The 17,496-nt window shown below is 28.3% G+C and carries 20 protein-coding genes and 1 pseudogene; 12 read left to right on the plus strand and 9 right to left on the minus strand.

The features are described from left to right. The first annotated feature begins 2 nt into the window (after positions 1–2). Positions 3–632 (plus strand): response regulator transcription factor, encoded by a 630-nt coding sequence (locus BUA86_RS04880; RefSeq protein ID WP_072930404.1) that lies wholly within the window; start codon positions 3–5, stop codon positions 630–632. Positions 633–699: 67 nt separating this feature from the next. Here the strand turns inward: BUA86_RS04880 and BUA86_RS04885 are convergent, their stop codons facing one another. Further along, positions 700–1,266: a hypothetical protein gene (locus BUA86_RS04885; RefSeq protein WP_072930407.1), complete on the minus strand. Its 567-nt coding sequence runs from the start codon at positions 1,264–1,266 to the stop codon at positions 700–702. 196 nt (positions 1,267–1,462) lie between these two features. On the opposite strand from BUA86_RS04885, the gene BUA86_RS04890 reads away from it, so the two are divergent. Next, on the plus strand, positions 1,463–2,107 hold the full coding sequence (locus tag BUA86_RS04890) for a YdeI/OmpD-associated family protein (RefSeq protein ID WP_072930409.1): 645 nt from the start codon (positions 1,463–1,465) through the stop codon (positions 2,105–2,107). 33 nt (positions 2,108–2,140) lie between these two features. Here the strand turns inward: BUA86_RS04890 and BUA86_RS04895 are convergent, their stop codons facing one another. Continuing rightward, positions 2,141–2,995 (minus strand): ATP cone domain-containing protein, encoded by an 855-nt coding sequence (locus BUA86_RS04895; RefSeq protein WP_072930411.1) that lies wholly within the window; start codon positions 2,993–2,995, stop codon positions 2,141–2,143. A 106-nt stretch (positions 2,996–3,101) separates the two neighbouring features. On the opposite strand from BUA86_RS04895, the gene BUA86_RS04900 reads away from it, so the two are divergent. The 3 genes from BUA86_RS04900 to BUA86_RS04910 all read left to right on the plus strand — a co-directional run bounded on the left by BUA86_RS04900 (position 3,102) and on the right by BUA86_RS04910 (position 5,088). After that, positions 3,102–3,686 carry a PhnA domain-containing protein gene (locus BUA86_RS04900; protein WP_072930412.1) on the plus strand — a complete coding sequence of 195 codons (585 nt, stop codon included), beginning with the start codon at positions 3,102–3,104 and terminating at the stop codon, positions 3,684–3,686. 263 nt (positions 3,687–3,949) lie between these two features. Beyond that, positions 3,950–4,555 carry a hypothetical protein gene (locus tag BUA86_RS04905; RefSeq protein WP_072930414.1) on the plus strand — a complete coding sequence of 202 codons (606 nt, stop codon included), beginning with the start codon at positions 3,950–3,952 and terminating at the stop codon, positions 4,553–4,555. Between the two features lie 11 nt (positions 4,556–4,566). After that, positions 4,567–5,088: a shikimate kinase gene (locus tag BUA86_RS04910; RefSeq protein ID WP_072930416.1), complete on the plus strand. Its 522-nt coding sequence runs from the start codon at positions 4,567–4,569 to the stop codon at positions 5,086–5,088. Between the two features lie 2 nt (positions 5,089–5,090). Here BUA86_RS04910 and BUA86_RS04915 read toward each other — a convergent pair whose 3' ends face one another. Further along, positions 5,091–5,495 carry an RNA-binding S4 domain-containing protein gene (locus BUA86_RS04915; RefSeq protein WP_072930418.1) on the minus strand — a complete coding sequence of 135 codons (405 nt, stop codon included), beginning with the start codon at positions 5,493–5,495 and terminating at the stop codon, positions 5,091–5,093. A gap of 69 nt (positions 5,496–5,564) precedes the next feature. Between BUA86_RS04915 and BUA86_RS04920 the strand changes: the two genes are divergently transcribed. After that, on the plus strand, positions 5,565–6,374 hold the full coding sequence (locus BUA86_RS04920; protein ID WP_072930420.1) for a hypothetical protein: 810 nt from the start codon (positions 5,565–5,567) through the stop codon (positions 6,372–6,374). Positions 6,375–6,459: 85 nt separating this feature from the next. Then, complete coding sequence (pncB, locus tag BUA86_RS04925; protein WP_072930422.1) at positions 6,460–7,650, plus strand: nicotinate phosphoribosyltransferase; 1,191 nt, start codon at positions 6,460–6,462, stop codon at positions 7,648–7,650. A gap of 56 nt (positions 7,651–7,706) precedes the next feature. Here pncB and BUA86_RS04930 read toward each other — a convergent pair whose 3' ends face one another. After that, the gene (locus BUA86_RS04930; protein WP_072930423.1) at positions 7,707–9,011 is read right to left on the minus strand and encodes an aminopeptidase P family protein; all 1,305 of its coding nucleotides are present in this window, start codon (positions 9,009–9,011) and stop codon (positions 7,707–7,709) included. Between the two features lie 948 nt (positions 9,012–9,959). Here BUA86_RS04930 and rpsF point away from each other — a divergent pair. From rpsF to rplI, 3 genes and pseudogenes are all read left to right on the plus strand, one after another. After that, positions 9,960–10,307, plus strand: a complete 348-nt coding sequence (gene rpsF, locus BUA86_RS04935; RefSeq protein WP_072930425.1) for a 30S ribosomal protein S6 — start codon at positions 9,960–9,962, stop codon at positions 10,305–10,307. Positions 10,308–10,315: 8 nt separating this feature from the next. Continuing rightward, on the plus strand, positions 10,316–10,618 hold the full coding sequence (rpsR, locus tag BUA86_RS04940; RefSeq protein WP_072930426.1) for a 30S ribosomal protein S18: 303 nt from the start codon (positions 10,316–10,318) through the stop codon (positions 10,616–10,618). Between the two features lie 24 nt (positions 10,619–10,642). Continuing rightward, positions 10,643–11,140: pseudogene (gene rplI / locus BUA86_RS04945) on the plus strand (50S ribosomal protein L9); the annotation flags it as partial. 223 nt (positions 11,141–11,363) lie between these two features. Here rplI and BUA86_RS04950 read toward each other — a convergent pair. Together BUA86_RS04950 and BUA86_RS04955 are read right to left on the minus strand one after the other, a co-directional pair. After that, positions 11,364–12,188, minus strand: a complete 825-nt coding sequence (locus BUA86_RS04950) for a DUF5694 domain-containing protein (protein WP_072930430.1) — start codon at positions 12,186–12,188, stop codon at positions 11,364–11,366. A 156-nt stretch (positions 12,189–12,344) separates the two neighbouring features. Beyond that, a complete protein-coding gene (locus tag BUA86_RS04955) occupies positions 12,345–13,166 on the minus strand; it encodes a DUF5694 domain-containing protein (protein ID WP_072930432.1) in 822 nt (273 codons plus the stop codon). A 142-nt stretch (positions 13,167–13,308) separates the two neighbouring features. Here BUA86_RS04955 and BUA86_RS04960 point away from each other — a divergent pair, with 142 nt between their 5' ends. After that, the gene (locus BUA86_RS04960; RefSeq protein ID WP_072930433.1) at positions 13,309–14,376 is read left to right on the plus strand and encodes a sensor histidine kinase; all 1,068 of its coding nucleotides are present in this window, start codon (positions 13,309–13,311) and stop codon (positions 14,374–14,376) included. Then, entirely contained in the window at positions 14,363–15,040 is a 678-nt protein-coding gene (locus BUA86_RS04965; protein ID WP_072930435.1) for a LytR/AlgR family response regulator transcription factor, read from the plus strand. The genes BUA86_RS04960 and BUA86_RS04965 overlap by 14 nt, the downstream gene beginning before the upstream one ends. Before the next feature lie 4 nt (positions 15,041–15,044). Here the strand turns inward: BUA86_RS04965 and BUA86_RS04970 are convergent, their stop codons facing one another. The 3 genes from BUA86_RS04970 to BUA86_RS04980 form a co-directional block, all read right to left on the minus strand. Then, positions 15,045–16,181 carry a carboxypeptidase-like regulatory domain-containing protein gene (locus BUA86_RS04970; RefSeq protein WP_072930437.1) on the minus strand — a complete coding sequence of 379 codons (1,137 nt, stop codon included), beginning with the start codon at positions 16,179–16,181 and terminating at the stop codon, positions 15,045–15,047. 59 nt (positions 16,182–16,240) lie between these two features. Next, the gene (locus BUA86_RS04975) at positions 16,241–16,840 is read right to left on the minus strand and encodes a porin family protein (RefSeq protein WP_072930439.1); all 600 of its coding nucleotides are present in this window, start codon (positions 16,838–16,840) and stop codon (positions 16,241–16,243) included. Between the two features lie 107 nt (positions 16,841–16,947). Next, positions 16,948–17,493 carry a DUF4136 domain-containing protein gene (locus BUA86_RS04980; protein WP_072930441.1) on the minus strand — a complete coding sequence of 182 codons (546 nt, stop codon included), beginning with the start codon at positions 17,491–17,493 and terminating at the stop codon, positions 16,948–16,950. Positions 17,494–17,496 lie beyond the last annotated feature (3 nt).

Below are 17,496 nucleotides of genomic sequence, written 5' to 3' on the forward strand. Positions count from 1 at the left end.
ACATGATAAAAGTAGCTATAACAGATGATCATCCTCTTTTATTAGAAGGATTAAAAAATATATTAGGAAATAGTGATACAATAGATGTCGTAGATTGTTTTAAAAATGTTTCTGAAATGAATGCTGGCTTATCAAAACAAGTAGTTGATATTTTATTGTTAGATATTAATTTAGTTGATATTAATAGTATAGAACTTATAAAACCTTTGAAGAAGAAATACAAAAACCTTCAAATAATTATGCTTAGCGTTCATAATGAATTTCCTGTAATTAATAGCACATTGGCAGAAGGAGCTTTAGGTTATATCCAGAAAAATGCATCTGTTTTCGAAATTTTAGAAGGCATTAATACCGTATACAAAGGAAAGCAATTTTTATGTTCACAAACTAAATCTGTTTTAGAAAAAAAATCTCCAAATGGATTAAATAAAGTTCCTAAATTAACAAGAAGAGAAAAGGAAATTTTAGCCGAAGCTGCAAAAGGTCTTACAACAAATCAGATGGCAGAAAAGCTTTTTATTAGTCCACATACCGTAGAAAGTCATCGAAAAAATTTAATCGAAAAATTTCAAACTTCTAATCTTAGTTCAGCTATAAAATTAGCAATAGAATATGGTTTAATTATACAATAAATAAAGTCCTGTTTTCATAATAGAATAACAGGACTTCGATATATAAAAATAGTTAGGGTGTAATAAATTAGTCTTTAAATTTTAATGTAGCATTGAAGAGGTTTTCCTTTCCAACCAAATCATATTCATCATTATAGATTGGGTTGTACATTAGCATATAAACACTTCCTTCAAAATTTTTCAAAGCAATTTCTTCAACAGCAATAATATCATAGAATTTTGAAATCGTACGTGTTCCCTTCCATTGATTTAAATTTCCTTTAGGATTTTTATCAAATCTATGATCTTTAGAATCTATGTAATACCAATATGATGGTGCCATATCCATCAGAAATAATTCTTTATCTGCATTGTATAATTCTTCTGCCATACCTGTATTCTGAAACCACCAAACATCTGGATTATAATCGCCTAAAGCAGCATTATAAATACTTTCGTCTGTTGTTGCACCAATTAAAAAACCTTCTAAACCAGTAGATGTAATTTCAAATACGAACGTAGATTTTTTCAATTCGTAAATATTATTTACTGGCTGTATTATTTTTCCATCTTGTTTAATAACAACTTTTAAGGATTGTGCAAAAGCTATAAGGCTGACAAACGAAAAAAGAATTGCTAAAGTTATTTTTCTCATTTTTTATCTTCAAAAATAATTTCATCAAAGGTATTCTACTTTTATGCGATATACACTGGCTGTTTTCAGGGGTTTTTATTTCGAAATAAAATCTTTATAAACGTTCTAAAAATCAGTCGTATACATTTTATCAACTATTTTTTTGTAACCTTTGTAAAAGGTTAATTCTCTATATCTGTACTTAATACATTGATAAATGAAATTAGAGCTAAATCCATTAGTAGACAAATACATGATAGATGGTTGTATGCGCTGTAAATATGGTGCAACGTTAGAATGTAAAGTAAATACTTGGAGAAAAGAGCTGGAAACATTACGACAAATAGTGTTGGAATCTGGATTAAAAGAAGAAATAAAATGGGGAATTCCTGTTTATACGCTTCATAACAAAAACATTGTTTCTATTTCTGCTTTTAAAGAATCTGCTAATCTTAGTTTCTTTAAAGGAGTTTTATTAAAAGATGAAGAAAAAATTCTTACACAACAAGGAAATATACAATCCGGACGAATTATAAAATTTACAAACGTAAAAGAGATAGAGAAGTTGAAGGATATCTTATCTTCTTATATTTCAGAAGCAATAACAATTGAGGAGAAAGGGAAAAAGGTTGAAATGAATAAAAACCCTGAACCTATTCCTGAAGAATTAACAGCATTTTTTGAGAAAGATCCTACATTCAAAAAAGCATTTTTTAATTTAACTCTAGGACGACAACGTGGTTATATTATTTATTTTTCTCAATCTAAAAATCCACAGACAAGAATAAATCGTATAGAAAAATATAAGCAACAAATTTTTGAGGGTATTGGATTCCACGACAATTACAAATCGAAAAAATAATACGCTCAAAAAGTAGCTTCTAAATTTTAGAATCTATTCAAAAAAAGGTTCAGTAATTTTATCTACTTGCATTAATTCGTTAGCTTCTTCCAAAACACTGTTTACTAAATCACTAGAAATATTTAAATCATTTAATATACTAGGATTTTTAATTAAATCTTTTACTAGAATACAGTCTTTTTCTAATAGTTTTTTCTCTTGTTCTTTGGTTAATGTTGTAAGACAAGTTATAGGATATAAAGCTGCATTATCAACTAAATCTTTAATATTATAGTTTTCTGGGTAATTCCAAGAAATTAATCCTACACCATAATAGTTGGCAAAATTTATAGAGTCTGTTGTTAAATAAGCATTCGTAACTAAAAATCCTTTACTCAATTTTAATTCTCGTCCAAAAAAACGATACGTATTTTCTTGTACGTCTTTTACACGAGATAAAAAGTACATGGGTGTTGTAACAGATATTTTTGCATCTTCATCGTTTCTAAATTTGCATTCGCAAAAAATCAATCGATTGTCTTTTACTGCAACAATATCTATTTCGTGCTTAACTGCATTTCCTTGTACAATTTGAGAATTTAAAGATTCGTAACCAAAAGATTGCATCACACGACCAATCCATCTTTCAAAGAAATATCCTTCTGGACCTAAATCTCTTAAGGCTCTTTTTAAACTGTAACGTGCAGCGTAAGAATTTCTATATTTTTTTAGATAATCAAAAGCAATTTTGTATAAATCCTTAGTCGGGATACCATCGTACAAATCATTAGAAACGCAAGTAAAAACTTCTTCTACTTCTTCTTTCTTTGCGCCAGATTTTGTTAACGATCTTTTTAATGCTTTAGGATCAAACGTAATAAGTTCTCCAGAATTTTTCTTAACTCGCATAATTTAGGTTGTTATTCTAAACGAATATAAATAATTTTAATAAAATAACCTTTAAACAATCTATTCTAAATAAAAGTTATCTTTGCAAAAATTGAAATCATCCGAAATGAAATTAGAAACATTTTTACAAGAAAGAAGCGGAAATCAGTGCGAATTAACTGGTGTTACAACAGATTTGGAAATTTATGAAGTTAATCCAGAAGCAAGTAGCAATCCAGATAGAAATGTATACATTACAGCAAAATGTATTAATCAAATTGAGAAAAGAGAAGAGTTAGATGCTGCTTTTTGGGAATCGTTTTTACTTTCTTCTATGTGGAGTGAAGTTCCTGCTATACAAGTTCTTTCTTGGCGAATGTTAAACCGTTTTCGTAATGAGTCTTGGGCAGCTGATGCTTTAGATATGATGTATTTAGATGATGATAACCTAGAATGGGCAAAAGCAAGCGGAGATCATGAAGGAGATGGTTCTGTAGATTTACATAAAGACAGCAACGGGAATATTTTAATAAACGGTGATACAGTTACATTAATTAAAGATTTAGATGTAAAAGGTTCTACAATTAATGCTAAAATAGGAACTGCTGTTCGTAACATTCGTTTGGTACATGATAATACAGATCAGATTGAGGGAAAAGTTGATGGACAATTAATTGTTATTTTGACAAAGTTTGTAAAGAAACAAGCTTAATTTCTACTCAAATTTTACATAAAATTTCAAAAATGGAAAACAATATAAATTGAAAATATTGTTTTCCATTTTTTATTTTATTTCTATTTAATTATCAATAAAATAAAAAATATCAATTAGGGTTTAACGCCTCTAAATATGTTATAAATATGATAAATATTGAGGCTAAATCATAATAAATAGTATATTTGCTAACAATGGTATCGGATTTCTAATAATAATCATTGCCGATGCGTAGTCGTTAATTTTGACTAAAATTTATAATGAAAAAGAAGTTATTTTATCTAGTTATTACCTTATTCTTAGTTGTTTCTTGTAAGAAATCAGATGATCCTGAAGCTAATGTTCCTGACTCTGAATATGCAAACACTTGTAATCAACAAACAAAAGATACACACTTATCTAATTTTACTTTAAAAGAATTAAAAGATTTAATAAAAGAACAACCACAAATTATTCATCAAAAATTGAATGACCGTTGTTTCAAAATCTCAAAACTTGGTAGAAATCTATATATTCAAAATACAGATCGATTGGATTCTTTAAAAATTAAAAAGAACAATCAAGGAACTATGTTTCTGAATAAAGTTACAGCTATCCAGATTTCTCAACAGATTGTTTACAAATTAACGTATTCTTTCCCTATTAAATTTCTTAATCAATACAGATCAGAAATTAAGAAAAGTGCTCCAAAATCTAAATATCATCATTCGAATGCTACAGTTACAAACGAAGAGTTTGATGTAACTTATAATGTAGAACGTTATGATGCAAAACGTTTAGAGAAAACATATTCTTATCAAATTGATACATTTGATGGTTTTGCAAGGTTAACAATTTTTTATTCTGAAGACTTACCAGTCGATTAATTTTTTTAGAAATGATTATCACTTTAGTTGGCTACATGGGTAGCGGTAAATCGACAGCAGGAAAAGATTTAGCCAAAGCAATTGGCTATGAATTTATCGATTTGGATCATTATATTGAAGATAAATTTCAATTAAAGATTAGTGAAATTTTTGAAAAAGAAGGCGAATTAGGTTTCAGAAAAAAAGAGCGTGCTGCTTTGTTAGAATTATTAACAAGTACAAATCTTGTACTTTCTTTAGGCGGTGGTACTCCAGTTTATTATAATAATATGGAAGAAATAACGAAAAATTCTATTTCGTTTTTTTTACGAGTACAACTACCACAATTAGTAAAACGCTTAGACGGAAAAAAAGAAACTCGTCCACTAATTGCTCATCTTACAAATGAAGAAATGATGGAATTTGTTGCGAAACATTTATTTGAAAGAAATCAGTTTTACGAAAAAGCAAAATACACAATTAGCATATCAGAGCAAAGTACTCTACAAGTTTTAGATGAGATTATGAATCATCTAAAACAGGAGAAGATTTGAATTTAATCCAAATCTTCTCCAATTATTAATTTTTCTTCTGATCCGTCGTCTAAATAATCGTCCAAATCTCGTCGATCTTTTTTCGTAGGTCTTCCCTCTCCTCTTTCTCTGTAGTAATCCTGAGAAAGTTTTCTTAGTTCTAACACTTCGTATTCTTCTTTTGGTGTTGTATCTATAATATGTAAAGTTAACAACTTAGCTCCTATTCTATTCTTAGGCACTTGTATTACTTTAAAAGACAAATTAATTTGATCTTTTTTTACCTCTATATTATCGCCTGCAATAATTTCTTTTGATGCTTTTGCTACATCTCCATTTACCTTTATTCGGTTCTTCTTACAAGCGTCAGAAGCTATGCTTCTAGTTTTGTAATAACGAACACTCCATAGGAATTTATCTAATCTCATCTTAAAAAATCAATATTTAATAGAATAAACTAATATTTTTTCTAAATTCGCAATATAAATCGAAATAACATGATAAAGAAATTCTTTGTGACATTTATTGCATCAGCAGCTTTTTTAGTAAGTTGTAATAATGATGACAATAATAATATTAGAATTGACGCAGAAACAAAAATTCCAATCGCAGAAAGAAATGCATTAGACGATAAAGCAATCAATCAATATTTAGAAGATTATTATTTTTCTCCTGGCGATACAGTAAATGGTAAAGTTATAAAATCTGGTGTTTTAACTAAATTTGATACTATAAAAGGTAATGCAGATGATAAATACCCTTCTTTAAAATCTTTAGCTAAACAAGATGCTGCTGGTTTTTGGTATGCAGAAAATCCTTATCAAAAAGGAAGTGCTACTGGTAAAACAATAAAATCTATCGACGAATCTAAGATTACTATTTCTTACAGTGCACAATATTTCTTAGCTACTAATAAAACAAAATTAGAAGATAATCCTTCACAGAAACCGTATGGTACAATAAATACATACATGAATCCAACTTATAATATTGGAGATGGTTCAGCTGTAAATGACCCTATTTTTTACCGTTATATACCTAGTGCTACTGAAGAAAAAAATGGTGTAAAAAGAGAACATTTAGAATTAAAATATTTTGCTGAAGGATTAAAACATTTTATTTCAACTGAACGTTCTAAACAGGATATTTATAGCTTTCAAGGTGTAATTATTTTACCATCTCGTTTAGCTTTTGCTCGTAATAGATATTTTACGGGAACTGCATTATCTGATCGTACTGCTTATAGAGATGCTTCTTTCATTTTCAATTTTGAACTTGTAGATGTAGAAGATCGTCCAAAAGAATAAATACAACACAATATAATTTTAAAAAGCCATCAGTAATTGATGGTTTTTTTTATCTTTATTATCAATATAAAACTTTTTTGTAAAAATGAGTATCATAAAATCTATCATAGACAACGACTTTTATAAGTTTACCATGCAATTTGGTGTAACCAAATTATACCCAGATGTTACTGCACGTTACAAATTTATAAACCGTGGCGAACATAAATTTCCCGAAGGTTTTGCAGAAGCTTTACAAAATGAAGTTGATGCCATGATAAATTTAGCTTTAACAAAATCTGAAAAAGATTTTTTTACAACTAAATGCCCATATTTAAGCCCAGCTTATCTCGATTTTTTACAAGGATATCGTTATGATCCTTCCGAAGTAAAAATTGTTCAGAATGGTACAGATGTAGAGGTTTCCGTAGAAGGTTACTGGTACCGTACTATTTTATGGGAAGTTCCTATTTTATGTTTAATTAGCGAATTATATTATAAACTAACTAATGCTCAACGTATTTCTAATGATGAAATTACAGCACGTACGAGTGATAAAGTAGATTTATATAACCGTCTTGATGTAACTGTTGCGGAATTTGGTACTCGCCGACGCCATAGTTATGAGGTACAAGATGTTGTTGTAAAAGAATTAACAAACCACAAAGGAAAAAGCTTTGTTGGAACTTCTAATGTTCATTTTGCTCATAAATATGGAATAAAACCTATCGGAACGCATGCTCACGAATGGTTTATGTTTCATGGTGCAAGATATGGTTTTAAAGTCGCTAATTCGATTAGTTTAGACAGATGGGTAAAAGTATATTATGGCGATTTAGGAATCGCATTAACTGATACATACACTTCTGATGTATTTTTTGGTCAGTTTGACAAGAAACTATCAAAGTTATTTGATGGTGTTCGTCATGATTCTGGAGATCCTTTAGAATTTGGTGAAAAAGTAATTGCTCATTATGAAAAAATGGGAATTAATCCTTTGTTTAAAACAATTATTTTTTCGGACGGATTAAACTCAGAAAAAGTAGAAATTATAACTAAAGCATTTAAAGGAAGAATTGGGTTATCTTTTGGTATTGGAACCGATTTAACCAATGATACAGATTTAAAACCTATGAATATCGTAATGAAATTGACAGAAATTTCTTCTATTGATATTCCTTGGACAGGTGTTGTAAAACTTTCCGATGAAAAGAATAAACACACTGGTACACATCGTATGATAGCTTTAGCGAAAGAAATGCTAGGATTAGAGGAAATCCCAAGTCAAGATGAATAAAACATAAAAAAGGAGCTTAAAAGCTCCTTTTTTATATTTTATTCTGTAATGAAATTTTATTTATTCATTAAGTTTTCTATTTCCTCAGCCTCTAATGGAATATTCTGCATCAAATTAAAAGGTTTTCCTTCTTTCTGAATTACATAATCATCTTCCAAGCGAATACCAAAACCTTCTGCTGGAATATAAAATCCTGGTTCGTTAGTAAATACCATACCAGCAGTAAAATCGTCCGTTAATAAACCATAATCGTGCGTATCTAATCCCATGTGGTGAGATGTTCCATGCATCATATATTTTTTATAAGCTGGCCAATTAGGATCCTCGTTTTGTACATCTGCTTTATCTAATAAGCCTAAACCTAATAACTCAGAAGTATAGACTTTTCCTAATTCTTCGTGGTATTTATACCAATTATTTCCTGTAACTAATAAATTTTCTGCTTCTTTTTTACAACGTAAAATAGCATCGTAAACTTCGCGTTGACGTTTTGTAAACTTTCCATTTACTGGAATTGTACGAGACATATCAGATGAATAGTTTGCATATTCTGCGGCAACATCAAACAAAATTAAATCTCCATCTTTACATTGTTGATTATTCTGAATGTAATGGAGTACATTCGCATTGTTTCCAGAAGCAATAATAGGTGTGTAAGCAAACCCTTTTGATCTGTTACGAATAAATTCATGTACAAACTCTGCTTCTATCTCGAATTCCCATACACCAGGTCTTACAAAATCTAAAATTCTACGAAAACCTTTTTCTGTAATATTACAAGCTTCCTGAATTAAATCGATTTCCTCTTGTTCTTTTACTGAACGTAAACGCTGTAAAATTGGATTAGAACGTAAATAAGTATGTCCTGGATAGTTTTCCTTTAATTGTTTTACAAATCTATCCTCGCGCGTTTCTACTTGTGGCGCTTCTGACACACGATAATGTTCATTTTTATTGATATAAACATTTTCTGCTTCTACCATTAGTTTATGAAGAACAGCTGGTAAATCTTGTAACCAAAGAACTGTTTTAACTCCAGAAACTTCTGTAGCTTGCTCTTTAGATAGCTTCTCTCCTTCCCAAACAGCAATGTGATCATTTGTTTCACGAACAAATAAAATCTCTCTGTGCTTCTCATTATAAGCATCTGGAAAAAGTAATAAAACAGATTCTTCTTGATCTACACCTGATAAATAAAATATATCTCTGTGCTGAGCAAATGGTAATGTAGAATCAGCAGATATTGGATAAATATCGTTTGAGTTAAAAATTGCTAAAGAACGAGGTTTCATCGCTTTTGCAAACTTTGATCTATTTTTAATAAATAGGGAATTTGGAATCTGATTGTATTTTGATGTCATAAGTATACATTAAATATTTATGACCAAATTTAAGAAGTAGTTTTTATATAAAAAAGGAAAACCCTCGTATAAACGAGAGTTTTAACCTTAACCAACCTAAACCTATGAAAAAGCCATTAGCCTTTTATGTTTACAAATGTATGATACTTTTTTTAATTAGCAAATTTTTGGTGTAAAATTTTGCATAATTTTATTAAAAAATTTTTCATTAAACATTAATAAACTGTATTATAAGCGTTTGTAATTTTAAAAATAAACGTTTTTTTTTCACTTTCCTTTGTGTAAACAGAAATCGATTACACTATTCATCCTATATTACTATAACGATTTCATTTTAGAAAGTAAATTTCTCTACTCTACTTTATCAAAATTTAAATTTCTAAAAAAATATTTAAATAAGTAGGTATTAGTTTTAAATGAATACCATCTAAAGTTATTTTACAAACTACTGTTCTATGTACACCATGTATTATAAATATGTGCAATAAATCTTTCTTTAAAGCAACGTTTGTTCCGATCTTTGTAAAAGTAGATTCTTATACTATTCTAGTTTATTTAATCAATGAAGTTGTTTAAACTAATTTTTATACTTTATACTTTATACTTTATACTTTATACTTTATACTTTATACTTTATACTTTATAATCTTGTTTTTAATACAATCTGTCATGTTGATTTCTATGGCAAAATAAACATTGTGTAATGATAAATTTAGTTTAAGTCTGGTATATCATCCTAAACTCAGTATCACAAAGCTTCACAAACTAGGTGAATTATATAAATTATATTTCGAAAGTCTCAGAAGGACGTGCAGAATTAATTATAAAGTATGTCCATTAAAAAAGTTTAAACAACTTCACAGATACTTATTGTTTTATTAAAATTATTCTTCCTATATTTGCACCTCGAATTTTTAGTATTAATAATAACTTTAAAAGTAGTTAAAAATGACACATTACGAAACTGTTTTCATTTTGACTCCCGTTCTATCTGATTCTCAGGTAGAGGAAGCAGTTAATAAATTCAATGATTTTGTTACAGCTAACGGAGGAGAAATCGTTACAAAAGAGAACTGGGGCTTAAAAAAATTAGCTTACCCAATTCAAAACAAAAGAAATGGATTCTACCACTTAGTAGAATTCAAAACAGAGAACAACGAATTAGTATCTCAATTAGAAGTAGGTTACAAACGTGATGAGCGTGTGATCCGTTTCTTAACTGTGAAATTAGACAAACACGGTATTGATTGGGCAGAAAAACGTAGAACAAAAATAAAGTCTAACTCTAACAAATAAGCAAAGCTATGGCAATCGACGATTTAGCAAAAAAAGCAGCTGGAGGTAGCGAATCAGAAATCCGTTATTTATCTCCTTTAGATATCGAAACACAATCAAATTCAAAATATTGTCGTTTCAAAAAATTTGGAATCAAGTATGTAGATTATAAAGATGCTGATTTCTTATTACAATTCGTGAATGAGCAAGGTAAAATTTTACCTCGTCGTTACACAGGAACTTCTTTAAAATACCAAAGAAAAGTTTCTAAAGCGATTAAAAGAGCTCGTCACTTAGCATTAATGCCATTTATTGGTGATCAATTAAAATAATAATTACCTAAAATTAGAAATATCATGAACGTAATTTTAAGACAAGATGTAGAAGGTTTAGGTTTTGAATTTGAAGTTGTTTCAGTAAAACCTGGATACGCACGTAACTTTTTAATCCCTCGTGGATTAGCTACAGTTGCTACACCAAATAATGTAAAAGCATTAAACGAAGTTTTAGAAGCTCGTAAAGCTGAAGAAGCTTCTTTAATCTCTGCAGCTAAAGAAAAAGCAGCTAAATTAGAAGGTTTAGTTGTTAAAATTGAAGCTAAAGTTGGTACTGGAGACAAATTATTTGGATCTGTTAACAATGGTGATTTAGCTGAAGCTTTAGTAAAAGCTGGTGTTGAGATTGAAAAGAAAAATATCAAAATCCCTGGAAATACTATCAAACGTTTAGGAAAATACGAAGCTAAAGTTCGTTTCCATAGAGAAGTTGAAGTAGATTACGGATTTGAAATTATTCCTGATGCTGCATCTATTAAAGCTGCTGAAGAAGCTGCTAAAACTAGAGCAGAATTAGCTAAATTAGACGCTGAAAAAGCTGCTAAAGCTAACACAGAAGAAGGTTCTTTCTTTAACTTTGATAACCCTATTTACGCTAACGATAAGAAAGCGAAAAAAGAGGAAGTATCTGAAGAAGTTACTACAGAAGAAACTCCATCTACAGAAGAATAATCAATTATTCTATATAACAAAAAACCTCGCAAATTGCGAGGTTTTTTTTATGCCTATATTTTCTCATTATTTACTTTAAATAATCCAATGTATTTACTTCTTTAAATTTTGGAGATCTGCGTAAGAAATCCTTGAAAAATGCTGTATGCGTAGCGCCCATTAAAATAAATATTCTATCACCTTTTGTAATAGGAATATTATTCATATTTGCAAACATCATTAGGTTTCTATTATAGAATTTTGATGCTTGTTCTGTTCCCAACGAATAACCATTTACAGATACTGTTGTCATTAAATCTGCATTTACATTAATTAAATAGTCTAAATATTCTGGTTGATTATTTAGCCATAATAAATCTTTAACGTTCATGTTATCTTCATCTATCTGATTAAGTTTTTCATTTTTAGTCATCAATTCTTCATATTTTTTATATGTTGTTACATCTTGTTGATCTTTCAAAGCATAATGTATTGCATAATAATAACCTTGTTGATAATCAATCCCATAAATTTGTTTTGTACCACTCAATCTACCTACTTCATAAGCTAGTAATTCTATTTCATCTGGATTGTCAAATTTCATTTTAGGATTGTCTAAATAACTTTGATAGGAAGCAGCAAGTTTTTTATTTCGATAAGGTTCCATTTCTACTAAAATAATAGTTGGTTTAAATGCAGCTATTTTTTTTGCTATTTCATGAACTTGACGGACATTTTCTTTATTATTTTCATCAAAATTAACTTTGTTTGCATCGGAAGTATATCCCATATGGAAAGTTCCTACGTTTAAAACAGGGACTACATCATCAAACTTTGTTTGAAATTGATAAGCTTTTTGTGCTTTAAGAGATGTACAAGAAAGAATTACTACGATTGTGATAAATAAATTTTTCATATTAATTTGTTTTATTTTTTATTCAAATTTGTATGTTTTAATGCAAATCGTATTTATTTAATCGACCAACCAAAGAGAATAATCGACGAATCGTTAAAAATCTCAAACAAAAAAAGACTTACAGTTTGTAAGTCTCTTTAAGGTCTATTAATATTATTACTTGATATAATCAAATGTGTTTACTTCTTTAAACTTTGGAGATCTGCGTAAAAAGTCTTTGAAAAAAGCTGTGTGTGTTGTTCCCATTAAAATAAAAATACGATCATCTTTAGTAACAGGAATATTATTCATATTAGAAAACATTGCTAAATTTCTGTGATAATATTTTGCAGCTTGTTCTGCGCCAATTGCATATTTACGATACGTAACTGTTGTTAATAAATCTGCATTAAAAGCTATGTTAGCATCTAAAACTTCTGGTTGATTATAATATAATAAGATGTCTTTTATTTTAACATTATCTCCAGAAATATTATTTTTCAGTTCATTATCTCTGTACAATTTTATATATTCATTATAAGATATAGAGTCATCTTGTTTTTTTAGTAAATCTCCTAACATATAGAAATAATCTTCTTGATAATTTATTCCGTATATTTTTTTTGTATTACTTAATCGTCCAACCTCATAAGCTAATAATTCTACTTCGTCTGGTTTTTCGAATTTCATTTTAGGATTTTTTATATATTCTTGAAAAGCAGTATTCATACTTTTATTTTGTGATGCATTTTTCTCTACTAAAATAATTGTTGGTTTGAATTCTGCTATTTGTTTAGCTATTTCATGAATTTGACGAATGTTTTCTTTATTGTGTTCATCAAAATCCATTTTATTAGCATCAGGCGTATATCCCATGTGGAAAGTTCCTACATTAAGTACAGGTATAGCATTATCAAACTTTGTTTTAATTTGATATGTTTGTGCATTTACACTTATAGAAGAAATAACTGTAGCAATAGTAAGTAATAAATTTTTCATATTAATTTGTTTTATTTTTATTCAAATTTGTACGATTTAACGCATATCGTATTTATTTAATCGACCAACCAAAGAGAATAATCGACGAACGGTTAAAAACCTCTAAACAAAAGCCTCTATTTTTACAAAAAATAAAAGTTAGATGAAGATTAATGATAAAACATTACTACTATCAAAGAAAAGCGAATGGTTAGTTATTTCAATATTTTGGTTGATTTATACATTTTTTGATTATACAGGAAACGGATTAATTCGTAGCGTTCAAGGAAAAACATTTTTTCATCTGCCAGATCTGTTTAGTATAACAATGTACTTTGTTCAAATTTTCACAATTTTTATTATCTATACTATTGTAGCTCCAAAATTTCTAAAAAAGATAAATTGGAAAACAATAGCTATAAGTTTAATACTCTCATTTGCGACATTTATTTTTATAAGATATGTAATAGAACAAGTGTTAACAGATATTTTGTTTGATAAAATAAATTACTTTGAAGGCACTCCATTATCATTCTATATTTACGATAATCTACATTATGGGACTTTCATTGTTTTTTCTTCTCTTTTTATTTGGATGGCAGTTCATTTAATAAAAACACTTCAGAAAACTAATTCTATAGAAAAAGAAAAAAAAGAAGCCGAAATAAAATTTCTTAAAGCTCAGATTAATCCCCATTTTCTTTTTAATACATTAAATAATATATACAGTTTAGTAAGTATTAATTCTGATCAATCGTTAAAAGCAATAGAAAATTTAAGTGCAATTATGCGCTTCACAACTTATGAAACACATAAAGAAAGTATAGAAATTGAACAAGAAATAAATTATATAAAACAATACTTGGCATTGGAGCAAATTAGATTTGGAGAAAAATTTTTCGTAAAAACAGCCTTTGATATTCAAAATTATAATACCTTAATTCCTCCTTACATTCTTTCTCCATTAGTAGAAAATGCTATAAAACACGGAAGTGTAAGAGAAAGTGAAAATCCTATTGTTATTGATTTAAATACAACTAAAGATTTTCTTGAAATTAGTGTGAAGAATAAAATAAATCAACATCAAAAAGATCAAGAAAAGGGAATTGGTTTAATGAATTTAAAACAGCGATTAAATCATTACTTTGAAAATCAATATCAGTTCGAAATACAGAATGATTATATAACATTTACTATTTATTTAAAATTTCCTTTGAATGCCGAAAATTAATTGTATTATCCTTGATGATGAACCACTTGCTGTTAAATTATTAAATAAACATGCTTCAGAGAATGAAAACCTCAACGTTTGTTTAGCAACAACTGAAGTTTTCGAAGTAATCGATTTCCTAAAAAAAGAGAAAATAGATTTAATATTCACAGATATCCAAATGCCTGAATTAACGGGTATTCAGTTGATGAAAATCATTAACGATCAACAGAAATTTATTGTTACAACGGCCTATTCTACTTATGCGTTAGAAAGTTTTAATTTTAATGTAATAGATTACTTATTAAAACCTATTACGAAAGAAAGATTCGATTTATCAGTGAAAAAATACTTAGATTTCTTTTCTCAACAACAAGCCAATCAATCTACTTTTTTATTTGTAAAAACAGACGGAAAACAAGTAAAAGTAAACTTTAGCGAATTAATTTATATAGAAAGTTTAAAAGACTATATCAGGATTCATACTAAAACAGAAAAAATAATTGTTTTAGAAACCATGAAATCTTTTGAAAGTAAGCTACCGAATAATTTTAAAAGAATACATCGTTCCTTTATCATTAATATTGATTATTTGACTTCTATAGATGGTAATTCTGTTTATTTAGGACAGAAAAATATACCAATTGGAGAAACTTATCGAAAAGAGATAAAAGAGTATTTTTAATAGCTTAATCTGCTTCTATTTTATAATCCATCGGAACCATGTTTGCTATTTTTTCATAACTAAAATAACCTTCTACAATTAAATTTCCAGGATGATAATACGTACCATTTTCTTCAATTTTAAGAAACTCTTCATCTTTTAAAGCAAAAATAGAAAGTTGATTTCCAATTAAAGATGAACCATTTTGTTTCGCATATTCAAGATCTTCTTTTTCTTTCTTATATTCAATAGAATAGAGTCCTTTAAAATTTAAATATTGTTGATTATTTTTTACAATTTTCAAACTATCATAAGGCACTTTCTGGTTAATTAAATAAGTAATAATTTTTGGTGGAACTTTCTCGTTTGTTATTCCACCAAAGGCAAGATTTTCTTTATATTTTATATAATCTGGATTATCTTTTCTTATTAAACGTTTTACATCATAACCATCTTCATCTAGTCTATTATAATAGATTGATTTCATGAAATGATTTACACTTCCTAAGTAAGATTTTAGTCTATTTTTTTTCCATTTTTTTTGTTGAGATGCGCTTGCTTTTAATTCTGTAAATAATGCCGTTCCTAATGTTAAAGCATAATTTGTTTTATAATTTACATTAAAATCAATTAAATCATATTCTATCTTATACCCTAAATATTTATTTGTGATAAGCAATGGTTTTCTAGAAGAAGCTGTTAACTCCTTTGTTTGTTTATCGTATTTAAATCGTAAATCTTTTGAGTTTTCTATTTTCGATTTAGAAGCTGCTTCATTCTCTCCTAAAAATAGTTTTAGAAAAACTTTATAATAATACAACCAATCTTCCTTAGACATTGCTTGTACAACAGTTTCTTGTAAAGAAATAACCTCTGGTTCTAATGTTATGGTATGATTTTTTTTATCGGTTGCATTAATGCCGAGTATAAAGTTTTCGAATAAATTTGCTTTAGCAATTAAGTTATACTGCCCATTAGGTAAATCCAATTCAAACTCTCCATTACTATTTGTCTTTGTATTTATCGTAGAATTATCAACATAAATAGATGCTCCACTAATTGGTTTAGAGTTTTCATCAATTACTTTCCCTTTTATTATATTTTGAGAAAAAACAATCTGTGAAAACAGAAAAAGTGATAGAAAAATTTGTTTTAAATTCATTTAAAGTAATTTAAAAACAATATACCAAAAAAAATCGCTCTTTTAGAGCGATTTTTAAATTATTTAAAGAAATAAATAAAACTTAAATTAAGTAAAGAAGTTCTATTTATACCATTATCATAGCTTACAAAATCATAAGTATCAATTAATCCATATTGATATCTAAGGTTTATCTCACTTTTACGATTAATAGAATAACCTAAACCAATATTAAATGCTAAGTCAAATGATTTTGGAACATTATTGCTTCTTTCAGGCTCACCTTCGTCAAATTTTTCTGAGACTTTAAATCCCAATTGAGGTCCACCTTCTATAAAAAAATCACTTCCTTGATTATCAAAATAATATTTATACATAATCGGAATGTTAATGTAATCTATAAAAGCTTTGTATTTTTTTCCTCCTTCTTGAAACAAAGAATACTCTCCTTGATTGCTGTAGAGAACTTCGGCTTGCAGATAATGTACATCATCTCTACCTAATTGATATTTTGCTACTGCTCCTCCAAGAAATCCAATACGTCCATTAGATACGCCATGAACTATTGTAGTATTACTTAATCCTATACCTCCTTTTGCTCCGAACTCAATTTGGGCATACGATAATGAAGATAGACCTAGTAGAAATAGGCCTATGAATTTAATTTTTATATTTTTCATAGTTTGGTTGTTCTTTACCAAAAATAAAAAATATTTTTTAATAAAAAACTTCATCCCATAAAAAAAGCTCTTCAATATGAAGAGCTTAACTATTTTTCTTATTCAAATTACTTTTTATCTTGTGGTGGAAATTTAGCTAAAATTTCCTGAATAGCTTTTGGTATTCTTTCTGCTTTTGCACTTACATTACTCAGATTAAAGTCTGCTCCTACACCTTGCCAAACCAAAACATTTTTCTTGTCATCTATAATATCAATAATTATAGTTCCAGATTGGTAAGAAGAAACATTATTACCACCGTAATATCCGCCTCCATAGAATCCACCATAATATCCTCCCCATCCGTAACCCCAGTTATCGTTGCGAACAGAAACTTGTTCTTTAGAACTTGTTAGGATATTAACGATTAAGTCTGCATCAGAAGTTACTTTCGTAAAACCTTTTGTTGCCATTTGTGCGTCAATAGCTTTGATTAATCTATTTTTATCTAAATCATTCACTTTTAATTTATCCAATCCCTTTTGATGAAGTGAATAAGTTTTATAAGTTGCAAAATTAGCTGATCTGTCATAATCTGTATTCACCTGCACCGTTCCACAGCTTGTTACAAACAAAGACAATAAAACTATAAAAGTAAAATGTATAATTTTCATGAC

Origin of the sequence: Chishuiella changwenlii (assembly GCF_900142565.1) — a bacterium.
Classification (GTDB): domain Bacteria; phylum Bacteroidota; class Bacteroidia; order Flavobacteriales; family Weeksellaceae; genus Empedobacter; species Empedobacter changwenlii.